Genomic DNA, 25,551 nt, shown 5'->3' with positions numbered 1-25,551 from the left:
CAAAAATGGAAAACAACGACAAACGATTAAACTTTTTTTGGTTTTTGGGCGACTGGTTTCTGCGGAACTGCATCGCCATATTTCTGCTGGCGACGGCTATTCAATACTGGTTCCAGCCTTTTATGTACGGCTTGCTGGTTTTGCTCATCATTAGCTGGATCTATGCATCCTGGATGACTGTTCAAGAACAGTTCTTCTGGGAAGAGAAGTTTGACTTCGATACGAGCGACTGGGCGTTGTGGTTCGTCTGGGTAATTGAAGGTGTCTTCTTGCTGATCGCTCTCTATTTTCTAAATAAGGGTTTACTGACCATCACGGGTGCGGAGCAGGCGTTCGGCCTGAGCTGGACACCTATTTCTATGGTAATGTCTGTCGGCTTCATTCTTTTTATGTTTTATCTGCTGCTCATCATCAAAAAAGAGGAACGCATCCGGATGTTTGTCTTCCTGTATATCCTGCTCGACTTCTTGGTCTTAATGCCCTTCAACTTTATGTATATGTTCGAAGCAAAGCAACGGGAAGAGCTAGCCGATTTTCATGGGAGCACCATTCCTACGCTTTATACCCGTTTGGTCAGCAGGATCAGCTCCAAGGTGGGTGAATTAGAAAAAAGTTACGGCCTGGTCTCTGCCCTGGAATCAGGAAGAATTGTGGATTATCAGGCGAAAGTATCGGAAATCAGGCAAATGGACGAGGAAATCGCTGAACTGCGAGATCAACAGCGACTGGATTATAGTCCTGCCAGAAATGAGATTCTACAAAGGCTCAAACGGGAGCAGACTGCCCTGATCAAAAAGCGTAACCAGCTCAATACAGGTCATAGCAGCGAGGTCGCGCAGGCCGGGGCCGAAAAGGATCGCTTTGTTGAAGCTCGTAAGACGATAACCGGCCTTAAGGTCGCCGTCGACTCGATCCAGAACGGTATTGCGGGCAATGAGCTAAAAATCAATACTATTTCTGCCTGCAAAAACCGCTTAATTCAACTCGTGAATCAGGACCCCTATTTTCGTCAGGATAGTTTGATCCTTCTCGCCCAGGCAAAACTGTCGATCGAAGCCAGTTCCCGAACAGAAGCTTTTTTCCAGCTTTTACATGATTTATTCCAACCGCTTTTAAAGGAAAACACGACTTCTCCTATTCTCGCGGTCGCAAAAAAAGCGGACCCAGAGTGGCTTGCCCTGCAACCCTCCATACGCTGGTTTAGCTTTCTGGCCGCACTGCTGATCGACGCGATTCCCCTGCTGGCAGTTCTGGTTTATCGGCTTTATAGTCGGTAAACAGCGATTTATTGAGCAAAATAATCCGCTTCAACCGCATGGGATCAGCCAGGAAGTTTTTTGCAAAGACCGAGTAGTACAATGAGTCTGACGGAGCTTTATTTTCTCTTGTTTCCAGCGATATTACCCCGGTAAGCCCCAACGTGCGGGGCAGCGCTGCTTCTGAGTAGTTTGTTCCGATGTAGCTTTTTAGCTGATCGTATTGCGATTTGGTCATAATGGAGAACACAAAAGAGCCGCGATGCACGGTTTTCGTGGATTGCCGCCGCTGGTGGCCAGTTTGATCCATAATGGTTTCATCATCGGCTGTGCCGGTTTTGGCCAGCATGACAAATGAGGTAGGGATGCCTTCGACCCGGAACGAACGGACTTGGGTAGCAATTTCCTTCCAGGTCCCCCTTATTTGCGTGTCGGTATCCGAACAAAGCGCCGCAAGTAATTCCTTATGTGCTTCCTGAAATGAGGCCGATGACGACACAGTCGATCCGGGTTGGAGCAAGCTGATAGCGGAGGATGGCGTGTTTCCGGCTAGAAACGACCCCCTGACATTGCGGCCGGTTATCAAACGACAAAAGGCTTCGGACAGCTTTACATTATTCCACCGGTTGTTCTGGCTTCCCAGGAGCCAGGGCACGATTTCCTGGCGGAAGTCACCGCCCTTTCTGTCAAATTCGTCGAAGTACAGTGAGACCCGTTCTGGCGTAATGGAAGCGTAGTTCTTGTACTTTTGTGGCGGCCTGGTCGCGCCCGATTGTACATAGGACGTAGCCCAGTAATTGTATTCAAATAAATCACGATTGCTTCGGATCAGGTTAACATCTTCGACATAAAACGCCTGTTTGAATAGCTCATCGATGTTGGTCGCATTAATTTTCGGTATTTTCAGCACCCCATTCGTGATCTTGCAAACCGGTGTATGGGTGTGGGGAGCCGAGTAGAGTCTGGGCGGGAATTGTGCCTGTGATATAGCCGTGCGAACGTTACCCTGATTGCCAGTCAGCGCATATAGAAACGTAATGACCGGAAATAGGTTGGATGATTTAGATAGGGCGACTGGCAACATCTCGCCATTCCCTTCCGAGTGGCCGCTAAAACGTCTCGTAGGATAACCCAGCAATCGGACCGTATCGACGGATTTCGCTGATTGTTTCTTGAAATCTTCGAAACTGCTTACCATCTCAGGCGTAAGCGAAAGCTTGGAAAGTTGCGGAAATTTCAGGTACGTAGAAAAATACAATAACGGCTTAAAGCACGAGCCGATCGGGTGATTGACCAGATTGTAATTCACCTGTCCGGTTAGGGCGGACTGATTTGAAAGAGCACTGTCGAACCAGGGAATGGCCAGCACCTCGGCGCTCCGCGTATTTAAAAGGGAGATGCCCATTCGAATGGATTTAGCAGTATCGCTTTGAAACGAATGAAGTTCGGACGAATGCCGGATATACTGATCCAATTCTTTTTCCAGATACAAGGCCAGCGGAGGGTTGTAGGACAAAGAAACGGCATTGTCGGGCTCAGCCGCCGATCGAATTGGATGGAACAGGTTTTCAAGCTCCGCTATTTTTCGGGTGGCCACCGATGCAAATTGATCAACCAGCGGTTCCTGGGCCGAATACCGTAATCGGCCGCTCGTCCGGTGCACAATGAAGGAAAGGTCATTGAAGGGGTTTTCCAGCGTTGTGCCAAGCGAAAACAAGCTATTGTTAACACTTTTGCTGACAAACAGTTCGAATGGACATTGGCGGAGCGAAATACTATGTTCGTCATTTTCGCGAATAGACAAGGTTGTAATGCCTGCCCGATTGACGAGTTTTAGTTCATCAGATGGCGCAATCAAATGAAGCGTATCGTTTACTGCTGTAACGTGTATCGACTTCGAATCCGAAAACTGGATTTCGAATCCTTTCTTACCCTCAAACAACACTTTATCAAGTAACCGCGCCTGGTCTGTTTCATAAAACGAGACCGGCTCGTATTCCTGGTCAGTTGGTGTGTAATCACCGGTAGCCGGCGGAAGTGGAAGCCAGGTATTAGCCAGTTTTATAAAAAGAAAGCCTTTGAACAACGAATCGGTATTGGCCCGGATTTTGTTTTGCCAGAATTGACTGTCTGCAACGAGCGGTACCGAAATGATCTTCTCGTCAATGGTAATGCTTTCGATTCGGGTTCCATCAAAGGCGATGTTGAAAACGCGCCGGTCCAGATTCTGCTGTTGCAGGACCAGGTGATCATGAAGAGGCGAATTAAAGTAAAATACCGAATCCTCCCGGTTGTTTAGCTGCCGGAAACCAACCAGGCGCAGGCTGCTCTCATCCCCGTCCGGTGGAAGATAAAATACCAAATGTGAGTTTTCAAACTGAAAATAATCCGCCGGTAGTCCTGGCACTTCACGCATCCGATCCAGATCACCCACCGAGGGGGTCAGGTACTTTTGCAGAAATTGGTTAACCCGCTCGACGTAACCCACGGACCCCGTGGAGCTCCGTCCTGAAAAGAAGTACTTTTCGCCCGCCACCGACGGTTCAGGTCGGCGAATGACAAGGTAGTAAAACGTACAGGCAAAGAAAATGAACAGACAAAGAATGGTCGGTCCGTTCATCCAGCGATCATAACGGACATTATGATCGTCAAAACCAAAGGCTCTCATTTGTATGTTGGCTTTTTAGATGTCTTATTTTCGATTTTCAGACGGGTGACTGTCTCTATTCGGTCAGAATCTGCGGCAATCACCTGTATCACGACAACTGAGTCGCGATATAGCTTCACGAATCGGTTCCACCATATATCGTTCGGCAGGGAATCTACCTTCTTTACCTCAATGCGGGAGGAAGGCCTTGCTTTGTTTTTTACCAATGCAAACTGTATCCCTCTAAAATTTGCTCTTGCCTGAAAGTTGGCCGGGTTAAGTGCTGTATCTCCCTGAAAGTACATGCGGTTCAGAAAGCTCTCAGCCTCCGCGATAGCACGGGCTACCGAATCTATCGGAGTAGGCTTCTGCGGTTGAACGGCCGCCGGTGGAATGGACTGGCTGGAAGTGGTATTCGTCCCACTGATCCACAGCCAGGAAATAAAAACAAAAAACAGTGATACGGATATCGCCAGGAAGATATGATAAACCCGTACAGGAATCGAACGGGTCATCCAGGCATAGATGCCAACCGGCTCCGTAGGTCGGTAAGAATTCGAATCCTCCTCGGCGTACTCTGAGCCGTCCGTCGAATCGGTTCCGGAAACCACTTCGACCGGTTTTACCCCTCTTGCGCTGAGAGGCTCGTCATTATCCGGGCCATCCGGTGGCCGGTTTGCCACCGGATGCTGATGAAGAATACGCAGGAATCTTGTATATTTCCTGGCTACACTTGTCTGAGGTAAATACGCCAGTAATTGGTTTCCCAACTCTTTCACCAGAGAAAGAGTACTGTATTTTGGGTCTATTTTCCCTATTAGCTCGATTCTTTCCGCAAACCCGGCATCGTTTTCCAATGGCAACTTGAAGGGCAACGTAATTGCGTCTTGATCAGCTGCTTCCAACCAGCCTCCATCTCCGTCCTCTCTAAAGCGAGCCAGCAGCAGGTGAGGGTAAATAGGGTTCTTGGGAGTCAGTTCATAGAGATACCGAATGGCAGGGAGATGGCTGATAGAGATTGCATGAAAATCGTCAGCAGCGAAATTCTTCCAAAAGTCGCTGACTTGTCCAGCGAACGCTTTCAAATGAGTGGTCCTGGATAATGCGAGAATAAGGGGCCTTAATGTCTCACAGTTGGATAGCGTGATAAGATCTTCCCAGGTGGTTATCCAGTCCTGAATGCCGTTGATCAGGACACTCTTTATCACTTCCGACTTTTCAGGCGACGGTATGCGGGCGATCAGCAAATCCCGTTCCGGAAGTGTCACTTCGCCTAAGCGTTTGCGTAGTATATAAGGGACTTCATCCAGCAGTTTATGCCCGACACAGATCTGATCATATTCGTCAACCCGGGCAATGAATTCATCCAGTGCGATACTAAAAAGGTGCTGGGTCAACAGGGTAACTTTATCCGGATAAGACGAATGACTGATTGCCGAAAAAAGTTCAAAATCACCTGTATAGGTTTTCTCTTTTCGATGATAGAGATAAACCAGATTTGCGAATCGGACGATCTTGCCTTTTAACGTGAGTTTTTCATAAGTGGAATCGCAGTTGAGTAATGTATCTCTGAACAATAGACCGCCCTGATCACCTTTTAAGGCATCCGCCAAGTCGAAGAGTTCGCCGAAATTAGTGCTACCAAGATGAAAGTCACCCAGAAAAGTTACCTCATATCCTTCCTTTTGAAGGTTATTGAAATTGATAACTGTTCTATTAAACGAGCGATATGATTCAGGGACTAATGGCTGAGAGCCACAATAGATAAGTTGAATGGATCGGTTTTCGTCGTTAATATAATCGTCCTCATAGTTGAGCATAAATGGAATTGACAATAATATTTCCTTCGGAAACAAGTCAAAAGCCATACTAAGCTCTCCAAAATTAGGGAATGTAGCGAAAGTGAGGGAATTATAAAGGTCATCGGTCATGCTGGCTGGAATTCGCTCATTCACTATACAAATTTTCCCACCTGAAACTAATTTACTAATAATTATTTCAAATATTTTCTTTGTATCTATTTTTGAATATCTGACGTTTCTTTTGAGAGATTTAAACTCTCTTTTTTCTTCCGGATTGGCTATATCAATTACAGGAAGCAATTGATTAAATAAGTTACCTAACCGGGTTTCCCCTAAAATATATTCATTTTTAAAATACAAAAATTGTCTAAAACTAAATAGACGATTGTTTTTATCAAAATCCGTGTTCCCTTTATCCAAAATCAAGAAAATGCCGGTCTCAGATGGCAGGTATAGAAGTTTAGTGGCCGACTCTTTGGATTTAAGGCTGTTGTTCAATTTGATCAGCAGCTCCCGCATATCGGTTGGCACATTGGCCAAAGGCTCCCGCCATGACCAATCGTTTCTATTAAACTTACTATAAAAATATTCCATCATTTTCACAAGCCAAGGATAAATTTATAATGTGACAATGAAATTGCATCGGAATTAGTTTTTGGCCTCAGTTTCTTAAAGTAGCTTTTGTTCTTGATTGAGAAGTTTATTATTTCATCAACTCCGTACATCCCTAGGTTAGTTAAATTCTTGCCTCTATATTGCTCTTTTAGAATATTTCTTTCCTTTCCCTGGAATTGACCTATTTCAAATATTTCCTCATCCGGTTTAATTCTACTATAAAGGCCCGTGCAGGTGAAATACTTGTTTAGCTCTATTTTTTCGTAACCGACAGATATTGGAAACGGGTCGCTTGTCGTAGGTATTATAAACTCCTGATCATGTCTTTCTTTCACGACATTTAGTTTGTTTAAAGCGAAGAGAATTTTGGCAATACGATGAAATGAGTGATTTCTTTGCGGATTTGTTTCCCTGACTATCCTACCTGATTCACTATAACCATCAAATTTCGTTACAATTCGCAAGGTATTTATCCCATTCTTGATATTGTCAAATATTTGCTTAGCCTTCGCACCTCGTTTTAATGAGGCATGTAGCGAAAAGAAATCAACCCCTTCCTGCGCGATATCCTCATCATTTTTAAATGACTTGCAAAGCAAGCAATATGTATCACTAACGACGCTATTTTCCAAGTGATCGTATAGTGCATCTACTAACTCTTTATTCGTGTCGACGTCTTTAAAAATTTCTCCCGAAATATTATATATCTGGATTAGAACCCCATTCATTTGATGAACGATAGAGCTTATAGAGCCGGTCTCTGTGCCAAGAAAATCGCCAGATTTGTCCGTTTCTTTTTGTATCTCGGCGACAAAATTCCGCAATTCTATCTCCTTAATATTGTTATTTGTAACTTTACTTTTTTTGTCTTCGTCAAATGGCATTGGTTTAGGAGCATCCTGGATTTCTCTCAATAAATACTCATAGATAAAATATATCAGGGCAGTTTTTCCACAGCCAACCGTACCAATGATCAGGAATGTAACTTTGCGCGCCTTTCCAGATCGGATGCGTAAAATCTTTCTAAAATACTCGACAATCTTCTTTTTCATTTCAGGAGGTTTTTAAGAACCAGCCCTTTACTAAATATAAAAGGGCCTGATGAGCCAATAAAATTATGGGATAGGCGCTCTTCGTGCCCAGTCAGAACAAGTGGCATAATCCGACCGGAGAAGGTAGCCGTGATTTCTAATAACGGCTTTGCATTTAGAGTGCTGCCGCAGAGAATGCGGATTAACCGGGCCCGGCGAGACACTTGATCACAGAAATGATGTAGTTCAAAATTATATAAGCATACCGGCCCGTCATTTAAAGGGCGAAAGGGATGAAAAGAATCACTCAGAAAATCCTGATCCAGGCATAAGAGGACGATAGTTTCAGAGGTTTCTACCATCGTCGAAAAAAGATTTGTCAGCGCCGTCAACTGGTCGATGCAGATGTAGTTAAGCGATACTTGCCAAGCTTTGACGCCATTCTTCTGATGCAGGCAGGCCGCAACGCCACGGCCGGGGATCGTGCGGTACTCACGCCGGGTTTGCGGTGGTTGCTCCATGTACATCACCGGATCGAAACTGTAATCCTGTAATTGTTCTAACTGCGCCTGCAACGAATTATAAACGTCTATGGCAGCCTTCTCATTTGGGCCGGTAATCAGGATATCCCTGGATCTGAGGATCTCCCGACGTCTTTTTACCATCATACCGCTAGGGTTTTAAGTCATAAGTTAGCTCATCGTAATCCGAAGCAGCACTTCCGGAAGTGTCGGTGACATCTCCGGTATTTTCCCGGAATTCATCCAGGGAAGAATCATCTGACTCCTGTGCGCCGGTAATTTCGACGGCATTCTCACCAAATTGCTCGTGGATTGTTTCGGATGGCTCATCTGAGTGATACGGGGAGTTACGTTGCCGCTATTTTTTATGACGCCTGGACAAATGAAAAGAGAACGTACTGTAAAAGTGACCCCTATTTTTGGGGGAGTAGCCAAAAAAAGTCAAGGGTTTTCGCGTTCGGCTAATAGATTCTTATCCCCATACGCACGGGAAAAAATTGAAGATTTCGGTCAGAATACAACCACTTTCGGCCACAGGGCGAAGCGAATCTTTTGCACAAATAAAAAAATGGCTAAATGTGCTGTGACAAATAATCTCAAATGCGAAGCTGATGTAAACAAACATCTATTTAGCGATGAGACAGAACCTCAACTTAACAAATCCTTATTACGAGTTCTTTAAGAGCACCGTTCACGAAGCGCCGGGAAAATTCCCTGGTACATTGGTCGCGCTTCTCATGTACTATGTATGTCCACTGATCTTTCATTGGGAGCTATTGCTTTCTCCAATGATGATCGCACCGCTCATTGTATGTTCGCTGATTTTCTTGACCCAGCCTGCGGCAAGTAGCGACCAGTTGCAGAATCCGTCTGACAAGTCGTCGATGAAGTACCTTTTTTGGGCCACTTGGTTGAGTCAGGCGGCAGAAATCAGCCAATGGGCGTATCTCAACGAAGTTCATGTCTTCTCCGGAGGGGTTGCAAATTTTTTCGGCTTGCTGATTATGGTAGTGGGCCTGATCGTCAGGGTCGAGGCAATTATTGAGTTGAGAGAGTTTTTTGCCAACACCATCTACATACGTGACGACCATAGGCTGATCAAAACGGGTATTTACAAATATGTCCGTCATGGCAGCTACACAGGGGCTTACCTGATCGGGCTTGGGATTGGCGTCTATTTCTCGGCATGGTGGGGCGTAATGCTGTCGGCGGTCGTGTTAGGTGTTGCTTACCGGTACCGGATTTTACATGAGGAAATAGCATTGGTGGCCTGTTTTGGCGATGAGTACCGCCAGTATCAAAAAGATACTTATATGTTGATTCCATTTGTTCTTTGACCTATTGTCGGGTAGTCGTTGCCCGGCGATGTTCTTCCTGCATCCATCCACTTATTATTTGTTAGCCATGGACATTACAGTTTCACGGGCTACTTCCGTTGAGGACCAACGGGACGCCCGCTATTTGCTCAAAACGGTCTATAAAGACGAGTTTGGGATCAATTTTGACGAGTTCAAGTCGGTTTTTCCACTTGATTTTAACACCATCCTGCTAGTGATTCGTAATGAAGAGAATCAGTTGCTGGGCACGGCCAGCATTATGGAACCTGTTGGAAAGCTGTTCCCGACGGAGTACATTTTCGGCGCAAATGTTCAGAAATTCGAGCAGGTATTGCCCCTTGCCGGTGCTGTGGAGATCGGGCGCCTCGCCAAAAGCAAGGACGCAAAGGCGGGTATTGTTACCAAGGCGATTATGCTTGCAACGATGGACTACCTGACAATGAGTAACTTTCAGGGCTGGGTTTCCACCGTTAAGTCTCCGCTTTACAGACTGCTTCGTTCAATGGGGTTGGAAATGTTCACCTTCGATGAATTTGCTCAGAAGGAAGGCGTCGAGGCCGAGATTGTGGCCCGCTACAAAGGAGACCATATCGAGTCTTTTTTCGCATCGACGCAAGATACGGTCACAGCTTTTCGCAAAATCGAACGCTCCGGACCGGGCTATCAGATCAACATATTGCTCTGAGCTGAGATTGATGCGTATATAGTTACACGTAATAAAGCAGAGGTGATGAGGGTTACCTCTGCTTTATTCATTATGACCTTGGTTTGCCAGCTGGTATGCTCTCCGGCTGGCAATTCCTATTGTCGTTTGAAGTCGCTGAACTGACCGTACACAATCAGGCTGTAATTTCCCTTCATGCTGCCTTGGTCAGGATAGGTTTTAATGGTGTAAGTGCCTTTGTTTACCGCGTCAACCGTAAATTGGTCGCGGCCGGAGTAGCTATATGCGATCTGGTTGCCGACAGGATCATGAACGGTGAAGGAACCATTGTGATCCGGCGATTTCAGGGCTACGTCGAGGATCGAATTATCTTCCGTTACGTTGAGGGTAAAATTTTGCATCGCACCATCCCATTTGTCTTTCAAAGTCAGCCCCTGGGACGAAACGCGCGCCAGATTCTGTACTTTTCCAAATACATTCAATTCGTAAAGACTGTTAAGCACATCGCGTTGATCGGTACCGACAAGGATCGTGTGCTTGCCCTTCGGTAGGTTCTCGACCACAAACTGGCTTCTTCCGGTATAGGAGTAGGCCGCTACCTCGCCAAGCTGATTGTAAAGCGTCACAAAGCCGTCGTTGCCTGAAATGTCCAGGCTGACGTCCACGATAGCGTTGTCTTCTGTTGTTTCAAACTGATAGAAATGATTTCGGAAGGTCTTGCGGTTCCCACCCCCGCCATCAGCGCCGAAACTCACCTTATCTATCTTCAGTCTCTCGTGGGAAATGCGGGTCAGGTCGGTGGATGTACCATCTACATTGAGTGTGTAACTGCCGATTGCATCCCGTTGTTCAGAAAACACCATTACTGTGTAATCGTCTTCTTTCAGCTCCATCTCTGTTTTCTGGTCTCTTCCCGTGTAGCTGTATGCCACCTGCTGGCCCAGGTGATCGAAAAGGTAAAATCCGGCGTCTACGGTTGCGGTAAGGTTTATGGTAACCACTGTGCCGTTGCCCGATACCTTAAAATTGTAATATCGGTTTTTCGGTGATTGCCTGTTACCTCCTCCGGTCCCTTCCGCAACGCTCCATTCACCGGAGGTCTCTCTCTCTTTGGGAGTCACTGAATCTTCGCATTGCCAGAACGCCACGGCAATGAACAATGCTGCTACTGTCTTGATCAAATTTTTCATTTTGATGTATTTTAGATGATTGATTTAGTTGTTCGGGCTACCTTTGCAGCAGTTTCGCATCGATTTTGGAAAGCTGCTGAAAAGCATGATTTAAAGCGGATTTTTCTGATCCTTGCTCGGTACCGGCTGTGCCTTCACCCTCCATCGTGTGCTCATAAACGATCTTGTTAGTCTGGGGTGAAAAGAATGTGAATTTTGCGCTGAGTTTCGCTTGCCACGTTTTTGCATTGATTTTGGTATAGCTTGTTGGTTGGCGCGAGACGATGCACAGCAAATTGGTACCTGTTCCATAATCCGTTTTTTTGCCTGAGGGCGGATAGCCGTCGAGAATGGCGATAGCAGTGCCATTGTTGACCAGCGATGCCTCGCCAGGAGCGATATCGTAGTCTGGGAAGACTTTTTTCAAGGCATTAGCCGTCTTTTCAGCCGCGAACCAGTCCATGATCGACTTCTCGGGCAAAATCCCGAGGATGGCCAGTTTTTGACTGTGCAGCGGAGTTAGTGGCGTTTTACATGCTTCGGCCGGAAAGTCTTCCTCTTTGCCTTTTTGCCGATAATTGAAAATAGGGTAGTCCTGGCCGGCCGCTTGCATAATGTAGGGATGCTGAGGCTGTTCCCAGGCATCCTGAACCAGAGTCGGTACCCGTTTGGATACATAATCCGCCAGCTCGGATAGCATAATGGTCGAGTCGCTGTACCCTTTCGCATCCGGCTTATCGGCATTTCCCAAAAGACCTTCCAGGATGGCATACGTAAACGCACCGTGCTTCCATTTTTCGTGCTCCCAGGAGGCTTCGTCGGCATTGCTGCTGGCGATGGTGACAATCCCGGATGGTGTTTGGGAAATTGCTGTTTGCGCTCCTGCGAGCGTCCCGACCCAGCTTTTGTTTCCATTCGCCCCTCCGCTATGGCAGGCATCTAGCAGCACGATTCGCTTGCAGGGCAGCTTATCGATGTTGGCGATGATGTCTTTTTGGTAAAAAAACAACACATATTTGGGATCGGAGACGCCAAATGCCGCATCATTGGAGACTACCCCGAAATCGCTCGATCCATCGACTTTACCCGCCTTCCCATGGCTGGAAATAAATATCAGCAGCACATCATCCTCGGTAAGCTGCTGGCGTTTCAGGTCTGAAAACGTTTGCCCTAGTTTGGAAAGCCTTGTGTTTTCGGCGCATATGAGCACCTTGCCAGTCACTTTTCCGAACAAATGCCCCTGCTGGGTTTTGAACCCGGCAGCAAGTGCCTTTGCATCCTGCTCGGTATATTTCAAATTGTAAGGAACACCGACGCACAACAGGTACAGGTCCGGCTTTCCAACCTTTCTGATAATGCGGACCGATTTGCTGCGTAGGATGATGCCGGGGCCGATATGTGCCTCCGCCTCCCATACATTTTCACCTTCGAGCAAGCTCACCGTTTTCGAGAATTTGGTGGCGGCTTTCGGGATATCCGCCAATTCGACCTCGTCCAGTTCCTTGCTACCCGAATCATAAGGCTTCCCGTTCCTGACGAGCTTTATGTGCGCGGGCTCGGATGAGGTGCGCGGTTTGGTCCAGGTAATTTCGAATTCAATGGTGTAAGAAGGCCTTCGTGTGTATATAGTGTACTGATTTTCTTCCTCGTTGGGGACCTTCCATCGTATACCATCGTTTTGCGCTTGCACGCAGGTAGCCATCAGCAGCACCAGCAACGGACCATATTTCATAAGGCGAATTGTTCCTAGCATTGTTCAAAAACGGTTTTCAACCTGCGGCGGCTGATGAGCAACTGGGACCCATTCTTGATTTTTGCATAGTAGGCATCGTCGCTGTTATCGATACTTTCCAGGTAATGGCGGTTTACCAAATGTGAGCGGCTGACCCGGATGAACGACTTGTTCTGCAAGTCCTGTGCAATGCAGCCTAACGTTTTGGTTAGCAATACTTTCCGGCCACTGGTGAGAATAATGAATGTGTAGTTCCTGCTACTTTCGAAATAGACGATTTCCATTAACCGAAAGTGCGTGCGGGCGGTAATGGCCAGCAATGGAGAAGAAGGTTCCATGGTTGTAGTTGGTTTACGGGTTTTCAACCGGCTGCCCGGAGCAGGCAGCCGGTTCAGTATTGTTATCTCGGCGTCGCCATGACGCTCATCAGGTTCACGACGGTTTCCTGCCGGCGGCTTTCGCGTACGGCCTGGGTTTCTTTCTTTTGGCCTTCCACTACAATTTCCAGCATATCCTTGCTCGCCTTCTCCCGCATCCGCAAGAGTTCGAGCTCATGTTTGTAGTCCTGGCCGGTCAGCTTTTCCTGGTAACCATCGATTTGGCGCAGCAGGGCATCCACTTCCGTACGGCAGCTCTCCGAGGGCGGGATTTTGTTCAGGTAGGAAATTGTCTCTTTCAATTGCCGCGCGGCCCAGTGGTTCCTGGCCCGTCCCAGGTACAGACGGCATGAAAACTCGTCGTATTTCGCAAGTATCTGGTTGATCTTCGCTATCGAGGTCTTATAACAGCCGTAATTGGCACTCCGGATATTGTAGAGCAGGTAAATGGCGCGCGTGAACTGGTTTTCGGCGGTAACGGCCTTGTCTGAAATCTCGTTTTTGTTGATGGCCAGCAGGGCTTGCTTGCTCATCAATTCGGCTTCGCCGATAATGGATTCACAGTTGGCCGCGAAATACCGGGTGATGGTCGCCCGGCTGTTGCCGATCAGCTCCTGAAGTTTCGGGTTGTCGGAACGGAGGCTTCGCGCCGCTTCGAGCAAGGCCTTTTCATACGATTTGCCAACACCCTTGATCGAGAAGGTCTCCGTATTGAAAATGATACTTTTGCTCATGTAGCCGTTGGCCACGATCAGGGTCACTTCCAGGTTTACCACCGTCAGGGAAGGCGCCGAGGCGGTGACCTCGTGGCTCAGGACATTTACCCGCGGAAACATGACGAAATTATAGCTATCGTACTCGCTCATGCCGGTTTTGCTTACCGCCTGCTGCAAGCGGGAAAGGAGCAGCCTTCCGAAACTACTCGTATCGGAGGAGATCACGGAAATGGGGATTTTAACATCCTGGTCCTGGGCGGCCGAGCGTAACGATATACTGCCCAGGAGGATCGTCAGGCAGAGTGATATCAGGAATTGCTTCATTTTGATATGCGGTTTTGGGTTTAATCTTAGTTGGACAAAATCATCCGTCCGTCACCAATTCCTTGCGAAACATTCTTGACAGTACATTTGCAGGTTTTCTTCAATTCGGAAGCGACGGTCCGTACCCAGTCCCGTGCAGATACCCCTCTGTTTCTTTTGGGATCGATGTATTCGATCTTGATGTTGCTGATTGACATAGCTTTACCGCTCGTGGAGTTTCCGGGATTTGGAGTAGGGGAGCCTGGTTTCTTTTTGGCTTCAACAATATCCATAATCACATCGATGTAGGGATCTCCCGTAGCTGCGCAGTCGTCTTCCAGGTCGAATTCTGCCTTTCCGTCCACGCTCACCCGGAGGCTGATCGTCCGTCCGTTGGCAACTACGTCGTCGGCGTGCTTTTTCAAGGCTTCGGAAAAATTGTTGAGCTCATTTTCCACATGTGTGGACAGGAGCGTAGGAACGTCCGTTTCGATGGTTTGCTCGCCGGGATTGGTGATGGTGGCAATGATCTTCGAGGTATAGCTGTCCTTCGCCACCAGGGCGAACGTGAGCCTGTTGGTCCCTTTTCCAGGACGATAATCATACGAAAGTTCGAGGATCACATCGGGACGCACCTTATTGAGCACCCGAGTGATCGCGTCCGTCTGAAGGTCACGCAAATCTTCATCAATTTCTTCGTCCTGGCGATTTTTCAGCGAAAGTTCGAAATCATCCAACGGAGGCCATCCGGCTTTGTTCATCTTGTCGGCAATGGCGGCTGTGACAAACCGCAGGTCGATCAGTTCGATATATGCCTTTTCATAATTGCGTTCATAAATAGTGCGCCCCAGAACGGTCTTTTCGGAAAGGCAGTTCAGACGTTTGAGCAAATCGTCGGCCGGAATGATCATCATGCGCGATTGCATCTGAGAATACGATTGATGGGTCATGCCGAGCGTCAGCAACAGGATGCAGATCAGTTTTTTCATCGGGGAATAGATTTTAGATTTTTCAGAAGGTTGGTTTTTGCTTTTTGCCATCGTCGAGCAGACGCGTATTGAGCCGCTCATATGCTACTTTGGCATTGATTGCGACCTGGTAGCCGCCCTTGATTTTATACACCTCGTTAGGCTCGATTTCGGCCTGGTCGAGGTATTTGAGGTATTCGCCCGAGTTGAAAAAATTTTCAATGTATTGCGTGTTTTTTTGCTGCTCGGCCTGCGGTAGCAATGGTGCCTTTACAGCGCTTTGCGTGCCGGAAACGCCCCTGAGCAGCACAGCGCCGACAGCGAACTTCTTGGCCAGTGCGAATGCCTTCTCGCGTGAGCTGTGGGTGGCCGATACCCTCAGGCACTGGATACCGCTGTCGCGGATACCCGTGCGGAAGCAAACGCTGTTCATATCCACAGCTTCAAATTTTCCGTCGACACGGTCGTCGAACTTGACGGACGCGCAGTTGATACAAAAAAAGGTCAGTAACAGGAGGAGGAGTCTGTTTATCTTTTTCACAAAAAAGGGGTTAAAATTCGATTCAGGTTTTGTCTTAGGTCGGTACTGGGGTGCTAAAAGTCGAAGCGCACGTTGACGGAATATTGGATCGGGAAGTCGACCACGTAGGCGACCTCGGGGGCGAGTTTTACTTTTAAATTGCTGTTTCGGCCAACGAGGTTGATGTAGACGGCCGAGCCGAACATAAACGAGGAAGCGTCTTTGTAGGCGATCAGGCCGGCGAATGGCTTAATGTCGAAAAACCGGGACAGATAGAACTCCCGCGCCAGGTAGGCATCCCAGACTGCGGTTTTACCCTTCGTGATCTGGACATCGTTGTAAATTTTGTCCTCCTGCGGAAGTGCCAGGTTGACACCTGCCTTCAGGCCGGCGAACGGCATTCGGGACTTCAAAATGGTCGCAAGGCGGAAGTCGACACCGATGATGTAGGAAGGCACGTCGATCCGCGTGCCGTACCCCAGCTGCACGCCGTAGCCCTTATCTTCGTTCTGCACCACCAGGTCGAACGGTTCGAGGTGGCCACCGTCGATCTGTTTGAAAACCGACATCGTATTGAGGGCTTCGGCGAGGCTGTCGGCCTTCGGCTTGCTGTGTGGTTGGCGCAGTTCGACTTCCTTCGTTGGAGTGACTTCCTTTTTGTTAGATGCGGACATTGTATTAGACTTCGGCGATTCAAAAGTGATCGCGAAGGGATTATACCGTTTTTTGTGCTCCGCTTTTTCGGTATTGTTAGCTACTTTCACGGCTCGCAGTGTCCCGACGCGCTTCGTACCTTCCTTGCCGTTTTTGTCGAGTGTTTTCCGGTATACCAAAAAGCGCTGATCGGTGTAAAGGCCCTGTTTTTTCCCGATTTCGATGGCGATGTAAGGGCTGGTTTTGGAGATGTAGGATTTGACCTTCAATGGTTCAATGCGGGTTTCCAAATCCTTCAATGACTGGTTCGTAGCGCCCTGCACAAACTCCCAGTCCTCGAAAATGGCCTCCGTATTGATCGCACAGGTATTATCCTGCGAAAGGTTGCCCCGGGCGATCTGCGCCGAGCATTCGTTGATCAGCGACCGGAGCACAGCGGCATCCGTATCTTTCAGCTTCGCCTTTTGCACATATTCGAAATAGTTTTTGGCACACGCATAATCCTTGTTTTTGTAAAATGACTGCGCCTGGCTACGAATATCTCTGGCGATAAATCTGTTGACATTTTCCTTGAATTCTTCGATCGTAAGTCCGCCAAGCAGTTCTATAATTTCCTCGCTTCTTGGATCGATGTCTTCATTGCGCATGGAAACACTCGTAATGAATTTCAGAGGGTGCTTGTCCTTGAAGTTGTTGAAATCCAGGCCATCCGGGTCAATCTGGTACAGATAACCCTCGATATGCCCCCTGAACGTTTCGTAGGTTCCGTCGTTTTCGGTTCTCTCGACTTTCTTTTCTGCATTCACCACGGCCAGCACCAGTACATAGTTCTTTTTCAGGAGCTTTTCGAACACGGCCAGTTTTTTCGGGTCAACCCGCTCGCGCCGGTCGGCTTCTGTGCGCGAATACATGATCCGGTCCATCAAAATGCTTTTGTTGGTCCAGATATTGAGAATGTTTGTAGCAACATTGTTCTGGGTCATATATTGCTGGATCTGGTTGATCAGCGACCCTCCCCTGGCCGCCTCAACAGATTCCCCTTTCGCCTTGGCAGGTCGCAGGTTTACCAGCGAGTAGAAGTTCATGGAATCTTTCAGGATCGTCCTGAACATCTCGCCGGTGTCAAATCCGATCCTGTTGGTAAAATGTTTTTCACTCACCAGCACATTACCTCGGTAGTCCTTCACACGCATACGTTTGAAAAGTTCCTGAGGCTTATAGACTGGATTGCTTTCCTTGTCGTGCACATAAAGGCCGGGAACATCCAGCAGAATGGGAAGCACGGTAATACTGGCCCTGTCCATCCGGTAATAGGTTGCTTTTTCGCCGGCTGCGGCAAGTGCCGCTTTGTTTTGTTCTTCGATTCTCCTGAGGTTGTCGTCACTTTCAGGATTGGGAGCCAATCTGTCGTTTTTGGGCGGTGTGTTCTCAACGACGCGTCGGCTTGGACTGGCTGTCGGATCAGGCTTGGCAATCTTTGTTCCCTGTTCTTTTTTCTTCTGCGGATCGGATGGTCGTTTGTTGGTAGCAGGTTTGGTCGGTCTTACAATAGTTTTGGAAGGCTTTTTTCCGGGCTTCGGCTGCGCGTACGCGCATGTTATCGAGAATAAGAGTAGTAGGGGTAATAAGAAGTTCGCTTTCATAGAGGTTAGTTGAGGAATTTTAGTGGTTACAAAGGAATGCAAGAGGCATGGAGAGTCTCGCCCCCAGAAATAGGGGAAGGAGGGATATTTTGTGTAAAATTATTTCAGCCTGATTTTAACGATGGCCACGGTTCCGCCGGAGTTGCTTTCGATGGAAATCTTCCCGTGCAGGGTGTGTTCTACCTTCCTGGTAATGTCGGCAAGGCCATATCCGGTGCCCAGCGCCTTGGTGACGTCGAAGCCTATTCCATTGTCTTCGACGATGACGGTCAGTTCCGGTTTGGCGTAAGTGAGCTGCACATTGATGGACGTGCATCGGGCATGCTTGATCGCGTTGGTGATGATCTCAGAAATGATGCTGAAAATCATGACCTCCGACTTGTTGTTGATTGGATTGTCCGGGTCCAGTCCCTGATGATCTATCTCAACCCGGGCCTCGCCGTGGTAGCGGGCTAACAGCATATTGATCAACGAAACAGAATTTGCCGATTTTCCCAGCTGATGGGACAGGTCCCGAACAGCATTATACGCCGAGTCTATGCGCTCAAAAGCGAACCGCCAGTCCTCGGTGTGGTTGTCGCCGGAGAGTTCTTTTTGCAGCATGGTAAACTTGGATTTGGACACAACCAAATCCGAGCTTACGTGATTGTGAAGTTTATCGGCGATCAGGCTGGTAATTTCCTTTTTTGTCGTCGATTGAATGGTCAGTATCTCATTTTCAAGCCGGAACTTCTCCTTCTGATTTTCTTTGAAGCGATAAACGATCCCGCCCGTTAGTAAAAGCAGTTCGGTCAGGGTTGTCATGTAGTAGTTGTCGTGGATGCTCTGCACGGGAATCTGGTGCAGTCCCGAAAATGTTTCCAGAAGCACGGTCACTGTCACTGGAATGGTAGCGAACAGAAAGAGTCTTGCCTGAACAGTTTTGATTTTTTGATACAGGTAAACCAGCTGAATGACGCTGAGACTTGCCATAGTCAGGTAAAAGAGAATACGGAAGTCGAACAAGGGTTTTCCCCATGCTATGAGCACCGCCATGGCCAGGTACTGAAAAGCGAAAATGGCCCGGCTGATCACGAAAGTTGGTGATGTTAAGCGCAGGTCAATGTCCAGGTACTGTTCAGCAAAGAGCAGGTATAATACCGGCACTGTCGCGCTCAGGATGCCCAGTGCGTTTTTATTCAGTATCAGGCTGGGTAGCCGGTTGCAAAACAGGTAAATAAAATCATTGTAAATAAACATGATGAGCAGTGCGCAGCAAACACAGCCCATGTAATACCAGTAGATCTTCTCTTTGAAAAAATAGATCAATATCAAACTGAACAAAAGAATAAGGCAGGTACTTCCAATGTAGACACTGTAAAGCAACGTCTTATCTAAGAGGTATCTTCCGGCCGTTTCGTAGCCGTACAAATCAAATGGCGATGCAGCCAGTGAATAATGGACGTTGCGGATACGAACCCACGCCGTATACGTCACTGAGGGCTTCAATTCCAGTGTTGTAAAAAGGAGTGGACTGACTTTCTCACGCAGGAAAATCGGAGTATGGCTTCCGTTTGGGCCGAATTTATAAACCATCGAATCGCCCTGTGTGACATATACCTGAAGACTGTCTATCCCCTTGGTAACCAGCGATATTTTCTGGTTTTTCAATGCAGCGCTTCTCACCCTGAACTGCAACCAGTGCGCGTAGGGCGAATCGCGAAAAATGGGATACGAATTCTGTATCGGTATCCCTTTGAAATGTTTGAGAACGTAAGGGAATGATTCTCCTCCCGTCAGATCGACGTAATATTCCAGTTTGTTTTTCAACGCAATTTTTGTCAACCCCTCACGAATTTCGATTACACCTTGCGCGAACAGAATTTTAGGTACAAGCAATAAAAGCAGCAGCCACGTCTGTGGTTTTCTCAAAAAAAGGAGGGGCATAATTGCATTAGTTAGGAGTCAGATAAACTTAAAATCGCATGCTTTTTTGACTAGGTTAGTGGTGTTTTTTGCTTTGAATTTCTTGATCAGGTTGGTCCGGTATTCTTCAATGGTGTATTTTCCAAGGCCTAGCAGAGTCGCGATGTCGTCGGCTTTCATGCCCTCTGAAAGTAATTTCAGGATTTCTTTTTCCCGTGGCGTAATCTTGACACCACCGGCAATAAGGCGCTCCTCATCCTGCAGCTTGCTTGTAAGAATCCCCTCGACTTCCTTGGGGAAGTAATCTTTACCGGAAGCGACGGCACGAATCGCTTCAATGAATTCGTCATAGTTGATATTCTTGAATACATATCCGAACGCGCCCAGCGCTGTCACTTTTTTAATGATTTCATAATCGCGGTGCGTGGATATGACCAGGGCCTTAATCCCTAGCTGTTCTTTCTTGATGAATTCCAGTACATCCAGCCCGGAAAGACGCGTTACATCGCTATTGGAAGCCATCGGCATCGTCAGGTCCAGTAACAGCACGTCACAAGGGCATGTTTTCAGCTTTTGTATTACTTCGTAAAAATTGGTTGCTACCGCTACGATCTGAATGTCAGTAGTTTTGCTGAGCAAGCTCTGATACCCTTGGATTAACAGCCTATGGTCTTCACCAATAACAATTCGGATAATTGGATTTGTCATGAGTTATTTTTTAGTGTTTCCCAAAAGTAGGCGTGAGGCATTCGTATCTCATACCCCTTTTTTCAGGGGGAAACGAAACAGTAACCATATGGAATCTTTGGGGGAGATTAAGCGGCTTGTTCACGTCAAGAGAGGGTTTTCGTAGGGAATACGATATGGGTCTATAAGTTACACTATTGCCGAGTTAACAAAAAATTGATTATTTCAATTTTTTGTTAACAAAACGCTGTGAACCGCCACGCGGTAATAAAAGGACCGGTCACTAGTCTATTTCCAGGATCAAAGGCAGTACATATCCCTGGTTACTTTTTACCGCATACCGGATCCGGCCCGATTCGCCGCTTACATTTGGAGCTTTAATTAGTTTTTCACCAAGCAATGTCTTCAGGCGTGTTGCGAAATGAGGCGCTTCGTATTGCCCGGCCATGCTGTCGGTCAGAGATAACAGTGCATCGTTGTCGATCTGCTCACTCGAATGAAGTATAACCAGGTAATCGGGCCCGCTTTTTGTTTTGACAAAAGCTTGTTCTTTCCATACAACTTGTCCGTTGGTCTCAGTCATTTTAGGCCGGGGAACCACAAAAGAAGTAGTTGAATCTGAAATCAGCGATGAAAAAGAGCCCTTTACACTATTATTTAGTGCAGGGTTTTTAGGCCAGTGAATTTGCACTTTGCCCGATGGGTCTACACTAAAAATGTAGAGGTGCGTATTAGGGGTGAGCGCATTGACGACCAGTTGAAATTTGTCACCCGTCCCCCATACCTTCCCTTCGGATGATTGGTAGACACCGTCTTTGTTTTTAAAGGTCAGATTTTCAAATGCGACCTGTCCGTCCGAAGTTTCATACACCGCTCTTCTGAAACCGACCAGGCCAAAGAGCGTTGTGTTAAAGGGAGACGGAAGTGCAGTGTTGACGGGCGCGGTCTTTGCAGCAGGCTTACGGACTGCCGCTGCTTCCGGTTTGACTTTCGAATGTTGTTTCAGTTCAATTTTTGCCGATGCAAGTTGGGTCGGTTCGCTTACCTGATAAAGCTTTTTGAGATAGGTAAGATTTTGATACTTAATTCGACCGAAACCGCTATTGCCCCATTTTTTTCCCCACGGACTTACCACCTCGATCTCTTCTTTGAAATCGTCGTAACCCACTATCACGACGGCGTGCGAGAACAGCTCAGGATCGTTATTTGGTTGCCAGGCCGCATTGCCCAGTTGCCTGAAAGCCTTGTCTGCTTTCATTAGGGCCACAACAGGCATATTCACATCCAATTTTTTACGGATCGCAAACAGCACCGACTCTGGTCTGAGTGCTTCGCGGTCGTCACTGACGGAAAGTATCCTGTTGATCACAATCCTGAGCCTTGGCGCACTGCGATATCCGGAGAGGTCGGGCCTGGTCATACATTGTCCGCTCCCGGCGTAATCCGCCTTGCGGAGACAGCCCGTCTCCATCATGATGCGCTGGATTTCCTGAATGTAATTGCTTGTCGGCAGCTGACATTTGCCGTTAGATTTGGTAAGCATGTCAAAGAGGAAGTATGGGCTGAGTATTTCCGATGGTTTGAGGTGGAAAGCGATGGCAGGCGCATAATAGGCAAATGCCCAACCCAACACTTGCCCTGATGGAGCATTAGCCATATCTCCTACCGGAGGCGTGAAGCTGCGCAGGCTTATCCTTTTGCGGGCCAGATCGCTGCTACGGGCACCATAAATTTCGACTGCCTCTACTTCGGTGGAATCGGCATAGTCGATGGCAAAACCATCCTGCTGGTCTGCGTCCGTCTGGGCGTGGGCCGGGGCATGCAGGCAGCCGGCAACCAGGCACAGCCATATGAGTAATGGGTTCGTTTTGGCGATAATCTCATTGAAATGAAAGGCTACCATTGGCTGTGGGGTGGGATTTGTTTTCGCGTTTTGATCAGGATTGGCAAATATCCATTGGGTGGAAAATGCTGTACAGAGAAGTGGGTACCATCGCAGCTCACCTGGATGCCGGCGTCTTCCGGCATTTCAGGGATCTGGCCGAGAGGATCGTCCGTTTCAGAAACGGGCCTCCCGGTAAGGCGAGCGCTGAAACTTTGTCCGACCAAAGTCAGCGGGTCGGCAAACGGCCTTTTAGAGACGATGATCAGATGTTGCCCGGAGGTGACCAGGGATTCGAGCAAGAGCGGGTTTTTACTTCCTATTTTGATCCATCCTAAGCTTACCCATTGGTTTCTTTCTTGATTCAAGCCGAACAGATAGGCGTATCCTTCCCCATAGGTATCCAGGAAATCGACATATTGATGCAGGCCCTGTTGTTTTTCCAATTCAAGGGTGATCGGCTTGCCGTCGACCGGTCGGTAGGGTACGGAATCCAGCTGAAAATTTGTGATCGCCAGTTTGAAACTTAGCGCCGGCTCACCGTTGGCCGCTGGCAGGTTACCGGCTGTTTGCTGCACCCAAACCGTTCCGTCTGAGCGGTTGTACAAGACGGCCCGCCGGTTCAGCCAGCCACAGTTGTCCAGTATGTTGACGGGCTCGTAATCGTGGTCGCTGGCACTGTCTGTCAGACAAATCGACGCTTCAATTGTATGGTTTAGTCCCAGTTCCACGAAGTAAATTGCCGTTTTTCGCTTTGTGAGCATGAGCAAACGGCCGCCGGGTTGCTCGACCATGTCGTAAACCGCCTCGAATGCACCTCTCTCCCCGTAGCGACGAAACCAGTCCGAGCTGCCGCTTTCTCCCGATACCGACGCTGCAAATGCTTCCGGGTTATCCATACCGGAGCCTGTCGCGCGATAAGAGCCGAAGACGAGCAGTTCGCCGTTTGCACGCCCCAAATTTCCCCTCCATTCGGCGCCCGGGACATTTCCCTGGGCAACAACTTTGCCTGTTTCGCTCAGGACTGTATAATAGTTATCGAAAGCAAGCGAAAATAAGCCGTTTCCGATCGGGCAAAGGCTGCTTACGGAATGGGACATTGGTGCATAACTGCGCTCCCAGGTGGTTGTCATATCGGCATTCATCCCTACCAACCGGATATTTCCGGGCTCTTCTATTGTTATTGCAAACCAGTCTTTGGAAATTCTTGCAATTGAGCGCGCCTGCCCGTGGCCAAATTTGTAAGGTGTACCTTCCATCTTGCCTGTGTTTGGGTCGATGCACCAAAGTACGGCCTGATCGTTGAGACGTCCCGTCATCAGCACCTTGTTTGGGCCGATTGAGAGCAAATCAAACGCCTCCGAGTCCCCGGCGAGCTGATCGTAGCTCTTGTTCCATCGGACGGCGCCTGTGTGGTCGGTACCTGCCAGGGCAAGCCGCACGCTGCCATTTTCGGCATGGCGCTTGCCGACGATTAAATAGCCGTTGTGCGTACTGATGGCCTTATGCGCCTGCCATTTGCCAAGCTGTCGTCCGATCCGCACCGGGTCCGGCAACTGGGCCAGCAGGGCAGAGGTTTTCAGGAAGGCCAGCAAGGCCAGTATCCAGATTTGTGTTTTCATAGTTATGTGTATGTCTATGTCCGTCGCGGAATGCCCGGCAAGCGGGTATGTTGTTTATTTTGAATTGACTTCAAGGATGATAGGGATAATGTCGCCCTGTTGCGGGTTTGCGAATACCTCCATTTTATTAGAAATATAATCTACGTGGTCCTTCGCCAGCCGACTGCCCAGGGCATTCTGAACTCTTTGCAGCATCGTCCCCGAAGAGGCCTGTACTTTTTCCAGGATGTTTTGCAATTCAGGTTTGATCGGATTGCTGCCATATAGGATACAGAGGTAGTCGGTGCCTGTTTCCATAATGCGCAATGCTGTTTTTGAGCCAGGGATTACGATTTTGTCGCTTTGTCCGATCAGGTCGCTTTCGCCCAACCCGTAAGAGATATCACTATAATTAATGTCCCGTGGCCAGTGGATATTGATTTTGTTCTTCTCGTTAATGCTAAAGACACAAATATGCTCGCCGTGTTGTGTGTTTTCCGCAATGAGCTGAAAGCGCTGGCCTTCCTTCCAGTCTTTTTTCAGAAGCTCATAATGGCCGCCGTAAAGATGCCGCGCCATTTCGGAATTGAACCTCAGGCCGGAGGGGGTCGATGTCACACTCTTGAAGTCGAACTTCCCACCAAGGATTACATGCGATTCCTTTTCACCCGGTTGCTTTTCAGGATAAAGGTGCATCACAAGCCCTTCGGTAGCGTAGGCCACAAATTCGGGATAACGCATCCAAAAGAAGCCGTTGGCGCCCCACTTGGTGCCATATGAATTGGCCAGTTTGAAGGCATTCACTTCGTCGTCATAGCCTATGACAGTCACAGCATGCCAGAGAATTTTTGCGGCGCTTCCGCTGGGCGTATAATACGGGTTGTCGTTGCTAAGTCTGGAAAAACCCATATCGATGGGAATCCCGACAACAACCGGGCGTTTGGCGGCAAGCTGAGACTTTACGGCATACTCTATGTCTGTGTCGGTTTCCTTGTTAAGAAACACCTTCTGGACTTCCCGGATCCTTGTCAGCTCATCATTTCTGCGGAGTGCTGCCGCGATACGGTCGTCATTACATGTGGTGGCTTCAAGGGCCGAAAATGAAATCGAACCGGCATCGCGGAGGTAATTCGCTGCGTCGGTAAGCTTCAATCCGACTTTACAGTTGTCTTTGTTAAGCTTGGAAAATACGTAAAGCGGCGACAATGCGTACCGCCGAAGGATTTGCTGGGGATCGGTGATTCCAGCGGCAGTCGCGCGCTGGGTCGCAACGGCAATCAACGCCGTCGATACGGCTACGCAGGTTTGATCATCCTTCCCCTGGGCAACGAGTGTGGGCGTGTGTGGGGTGAGGTCTACTTTCAAAGGTAGTTCACCGAAATCTTTGGACCCGTTGGTGGTCGGCGCTTTGGGCAGCTTGTTGAATTCCACGGAGTCGAGAATCAGTCCCTGGGCAAAGCTGCTTCCCAATCCGGAGGCTAGCATGAATAGGAAGATGGTAAGTTTTTTCATCTGACAGGT

General features: G+C 48.2%; 19 protein-coding genes. 3 read left to right on the top strand and 16 right to left on the bottom strand.

The window, feature by feature from the left end:
• The first annotated feature begins 5 nt into the window (after positions 1-5).
• A complete protein-coding gene (locus LZD49_RS10095) occupies positions 6-1,277 on the top strand; it encodes a hypothetical protein (RefSeq protein ID WP_234667232.1) in 1,272 nt (423 codons plus the stop codon).
• Here LZD49_RS10095 and LZD49_RS10090 read toward each other — a convergent pair.
• Genes LZD49_RS10090 through LZD49_RS10075 form a run of 4 tightly spaced genes read right to left on the bottom strand, consistent with a single transcriptional unit; the run spans position 1,201 to position 8,019 of the window.
• Entirely contained in the window at positions 1,201-3,924 is a 2,724-nt protein-coding gene (locus LZD49_RS10090; protein WP_234667231.1) for a hypothetical protein, read from the bottom strand. The two genes, LZD49_RS10095 and LZD49_RS10090, sit on opposite strands and share 77 nt — an antisense overlap.
• Positions 3,921-6,302, bottom strand: a complete 2,382-nt coding sequence (locus tag LZD49_RS10085) for a hypothetical protein (protein WP_234667230.1) — start codon at positions 6,300-6,302, stop codon at positions 3,921-3,923. The genes LZD49_RS10090 and LZD49_RS10085 overlap by 4 nt, the downstream gene beginning before the upstream one ends.
• A 2-nt stretch (positions 6,303-6,304) precedes the next feature.
• Positions 6,305-7,372 carry a hypothetical protein gene (locus tag LZD49_RS10080; RefSeq protein WP_234667229.1) on the bottom strand — a complete coding sequence of 356 codons (1,068 nt, stop codon included), beginning with the start codon at positions 7,370-7,372 and terminating at the stop codon, positions 6,305-6,307.
• Complete coding sequence (locus LZD49_RS10075; protein ID WP_234667228.1) at positions 7,369-8,019, bottom strand: hypothetical protein; 651 nt, start codon at positions 8,017-8,019, stop codon at positions 7,369-7,371. Before LZD49_RS10075 ends, LZD49_RS10080 begins: the two co-directional genes overlap by 4 nt.
• 488 nt (positions 8,020-8,507) lie before the next feature.
• Between LZD49_RS10075 and LZD49_RS10070 the strand changes: the two genes are divergently transcribed.
• Together LZD49_RS10070 and LZD49_RS10065 are read left to right on the top strand one after the other, a co-directional pair.
• The gene (locus LZD49_RS10070) at positions 8,508-9,209 is read left to right on the top strand and encodes an isoprenylcysteine carboxylmethyltransferase family protein (protein ID WP_234667227.1); all 702 of its coding nucleotides are present in this window, start codon (positions 8,508-8,510) and stop codon (positions 9,207-9,209) included.
• Positions 9,210-9,276: 67 nt separating this feature from the next.
• Positions 9,277-9,894, top strand: a complete 618-nt coding sequence (locus LZD49_RS10065; RefSeq protein ID WP_234667226.1) for a hypothetical protein — start codon at positions 9,277-9,279, stop codon at positions 9,892-9,894.
• Positions 9,895-10,010: 116 nt separating this feature from the next.
• Here the strand turns inward: LZD49_RS10065 and LZD49_RS10060 are convergent, their stop codons facing one another.
• From LZD49_RS10060 to LZD49_RS10005, 12 genes are all read right to left on the bottom strand, one after another.
• Entirely contained in the window at positions 10,011-11,063 is a 1,053-nt protein-coding gene (locus LZD49_RS10060; protein WP_234667225.1) for a hypothetical protein, read from the bottom strand.
• A 37-nt stretch (positions 11,064-11,100) separates the two neighbouring features.
• Positions 11,101-12,795 (bottom strand): caspase family protein, encoded by a 1,695-nt coding sequence (locus tag LZD49_RS10055; RefSeq protein WP_234667224.1) that lies wholly within the window; start codon positions 12,793-12,795, stop codon positions 11,101-11,103.
• Entirely contained in the window at positions 12,789-13,112 is a 324-nt protein-coding gene (locus LZD49_RS10050; RefSeq protein WP_234667223.1) for a LytTR family DNA-binding domain-containing protein, read from the bottom strand. Before LZD49_RS10050 ends, LZD49_RS10055 begins: the two co-directional genes overlap by 7 nt.
• A 62-nt stretch (positions 13,113-13,174) precedes the next feature.
• Entirely contained in the window at positions 13,175-14,191 is a 1,017-nt protein-coding gene (locus tag LZD49_RS10045; protein WP_234667222.1) for a hypothetical protein, read from the bottom strand.
• Between the two features lie 26 nt (positions 14,192-14,217).
• Positions 14,218-15,159, bottom strand: a complete 942-nt coding sequence (locus LZD49_RS10040; RefSeq protein WP_234667221.1) for a DUF6175 family protein — start codon at positions 15,157-15,159, stop codon at positions 14,218-14,220.
• Positions 15,160-15,181: 22 nt separating this feature from the next.
• Positions 15,182-15,679, bottom strand: coding sequence for a hypothetical protein (locus tag LZD49_RS10035; protein ID WP_234667220.1), 498 nt, complete (start codon positions 15,677-15,679; stop codon positions 15,182-15,184).
• A gap of 53 nt (positions 15,680-15,732) precedes the next feature.
• Positions 15,733-17,955, bottom strand: coding sequence for a hypothetical protein (locus tag LZD49_RS10030; RefSeq protein WP_234667219.1), 2,223 nt, complete (start codon positions 17,953-17,955; stop codon positions 15,733-15,735).
• Between the two features lie 99 nt (positions 17,956-18,054).
• Complete coding sequence (locus tag LZD49_RS10025) at positions 18,055-19,881, bottom strand: 7TM diverse intracellular signaling domain-containing protein (RefSeq protein ID WP_234667218.1); 1,827 nt, start codon at positions 19,879-19,881, stop codon at positions 18,055-18,057.
• Positions 19,882-19,899: 18 nt separating this feature from the next.
• Entirely contained in the window at positions 19,900-20,568 is a 669-nt protein-coding gene (locus LZD49_RS10020) for a response regulator transcription factor (protein WP_234667217.1), read from the bottom strand.
• 262 nt (positions 20,569-20,830) lie between these two features.
• Positions 20,831-22,450 (bottom strand): C1 family peptidase, encoded by a 1,620-nt coding sequence (locus LZD49_RS10015; RefSeq protein WP_234667216.1) that lies wholly within the window; start codon positions 22,448-22,450, stop codon positions 20,831-20,833.
• Positions 22,444-24,051, bottom strand: coding sequence for a hypothetical protein (locus LZD49_RS10010; RefSeq protein ID WP_234667215.1), 1,608 nt, complete (start codon positions 24,049-24,051; stop codon positions 22,444-22,446). Before LZD49_RS10010 ends, LZD49_RS10015 begins: the two co-directional genes overlap by 7 nt.
• Before the next feature lie 54 nt (positions 24,052-24,105).
• Positions 24,106-25,542, bottom strand: a complete 1,437-nt coding sequence (locus LZD49_RS10005; RefSeq protein ID WP_234667214.1) for a C1 family peptidase — start codon at positions 25,540-25,542, stop codon at positions 24,106-24,108.
• Between the last annotated feature and the right edge of the window lie 9 nt (positions 25,543-25,551).

Origin of the sequence: Dyadobacter sp. CY261, from assembly GCF_021440085.1 — a bacterium.
Classification (GTDB): Bacteria; Bacteroidota; Bacteroidia; order Cytophagales; family Spirosomataceae; genus Dyadobacter.
Note: the sequence above shows the minus strand (reverse complement) of the source record. Positions and strands in the feature narration are given on the sequence as shown.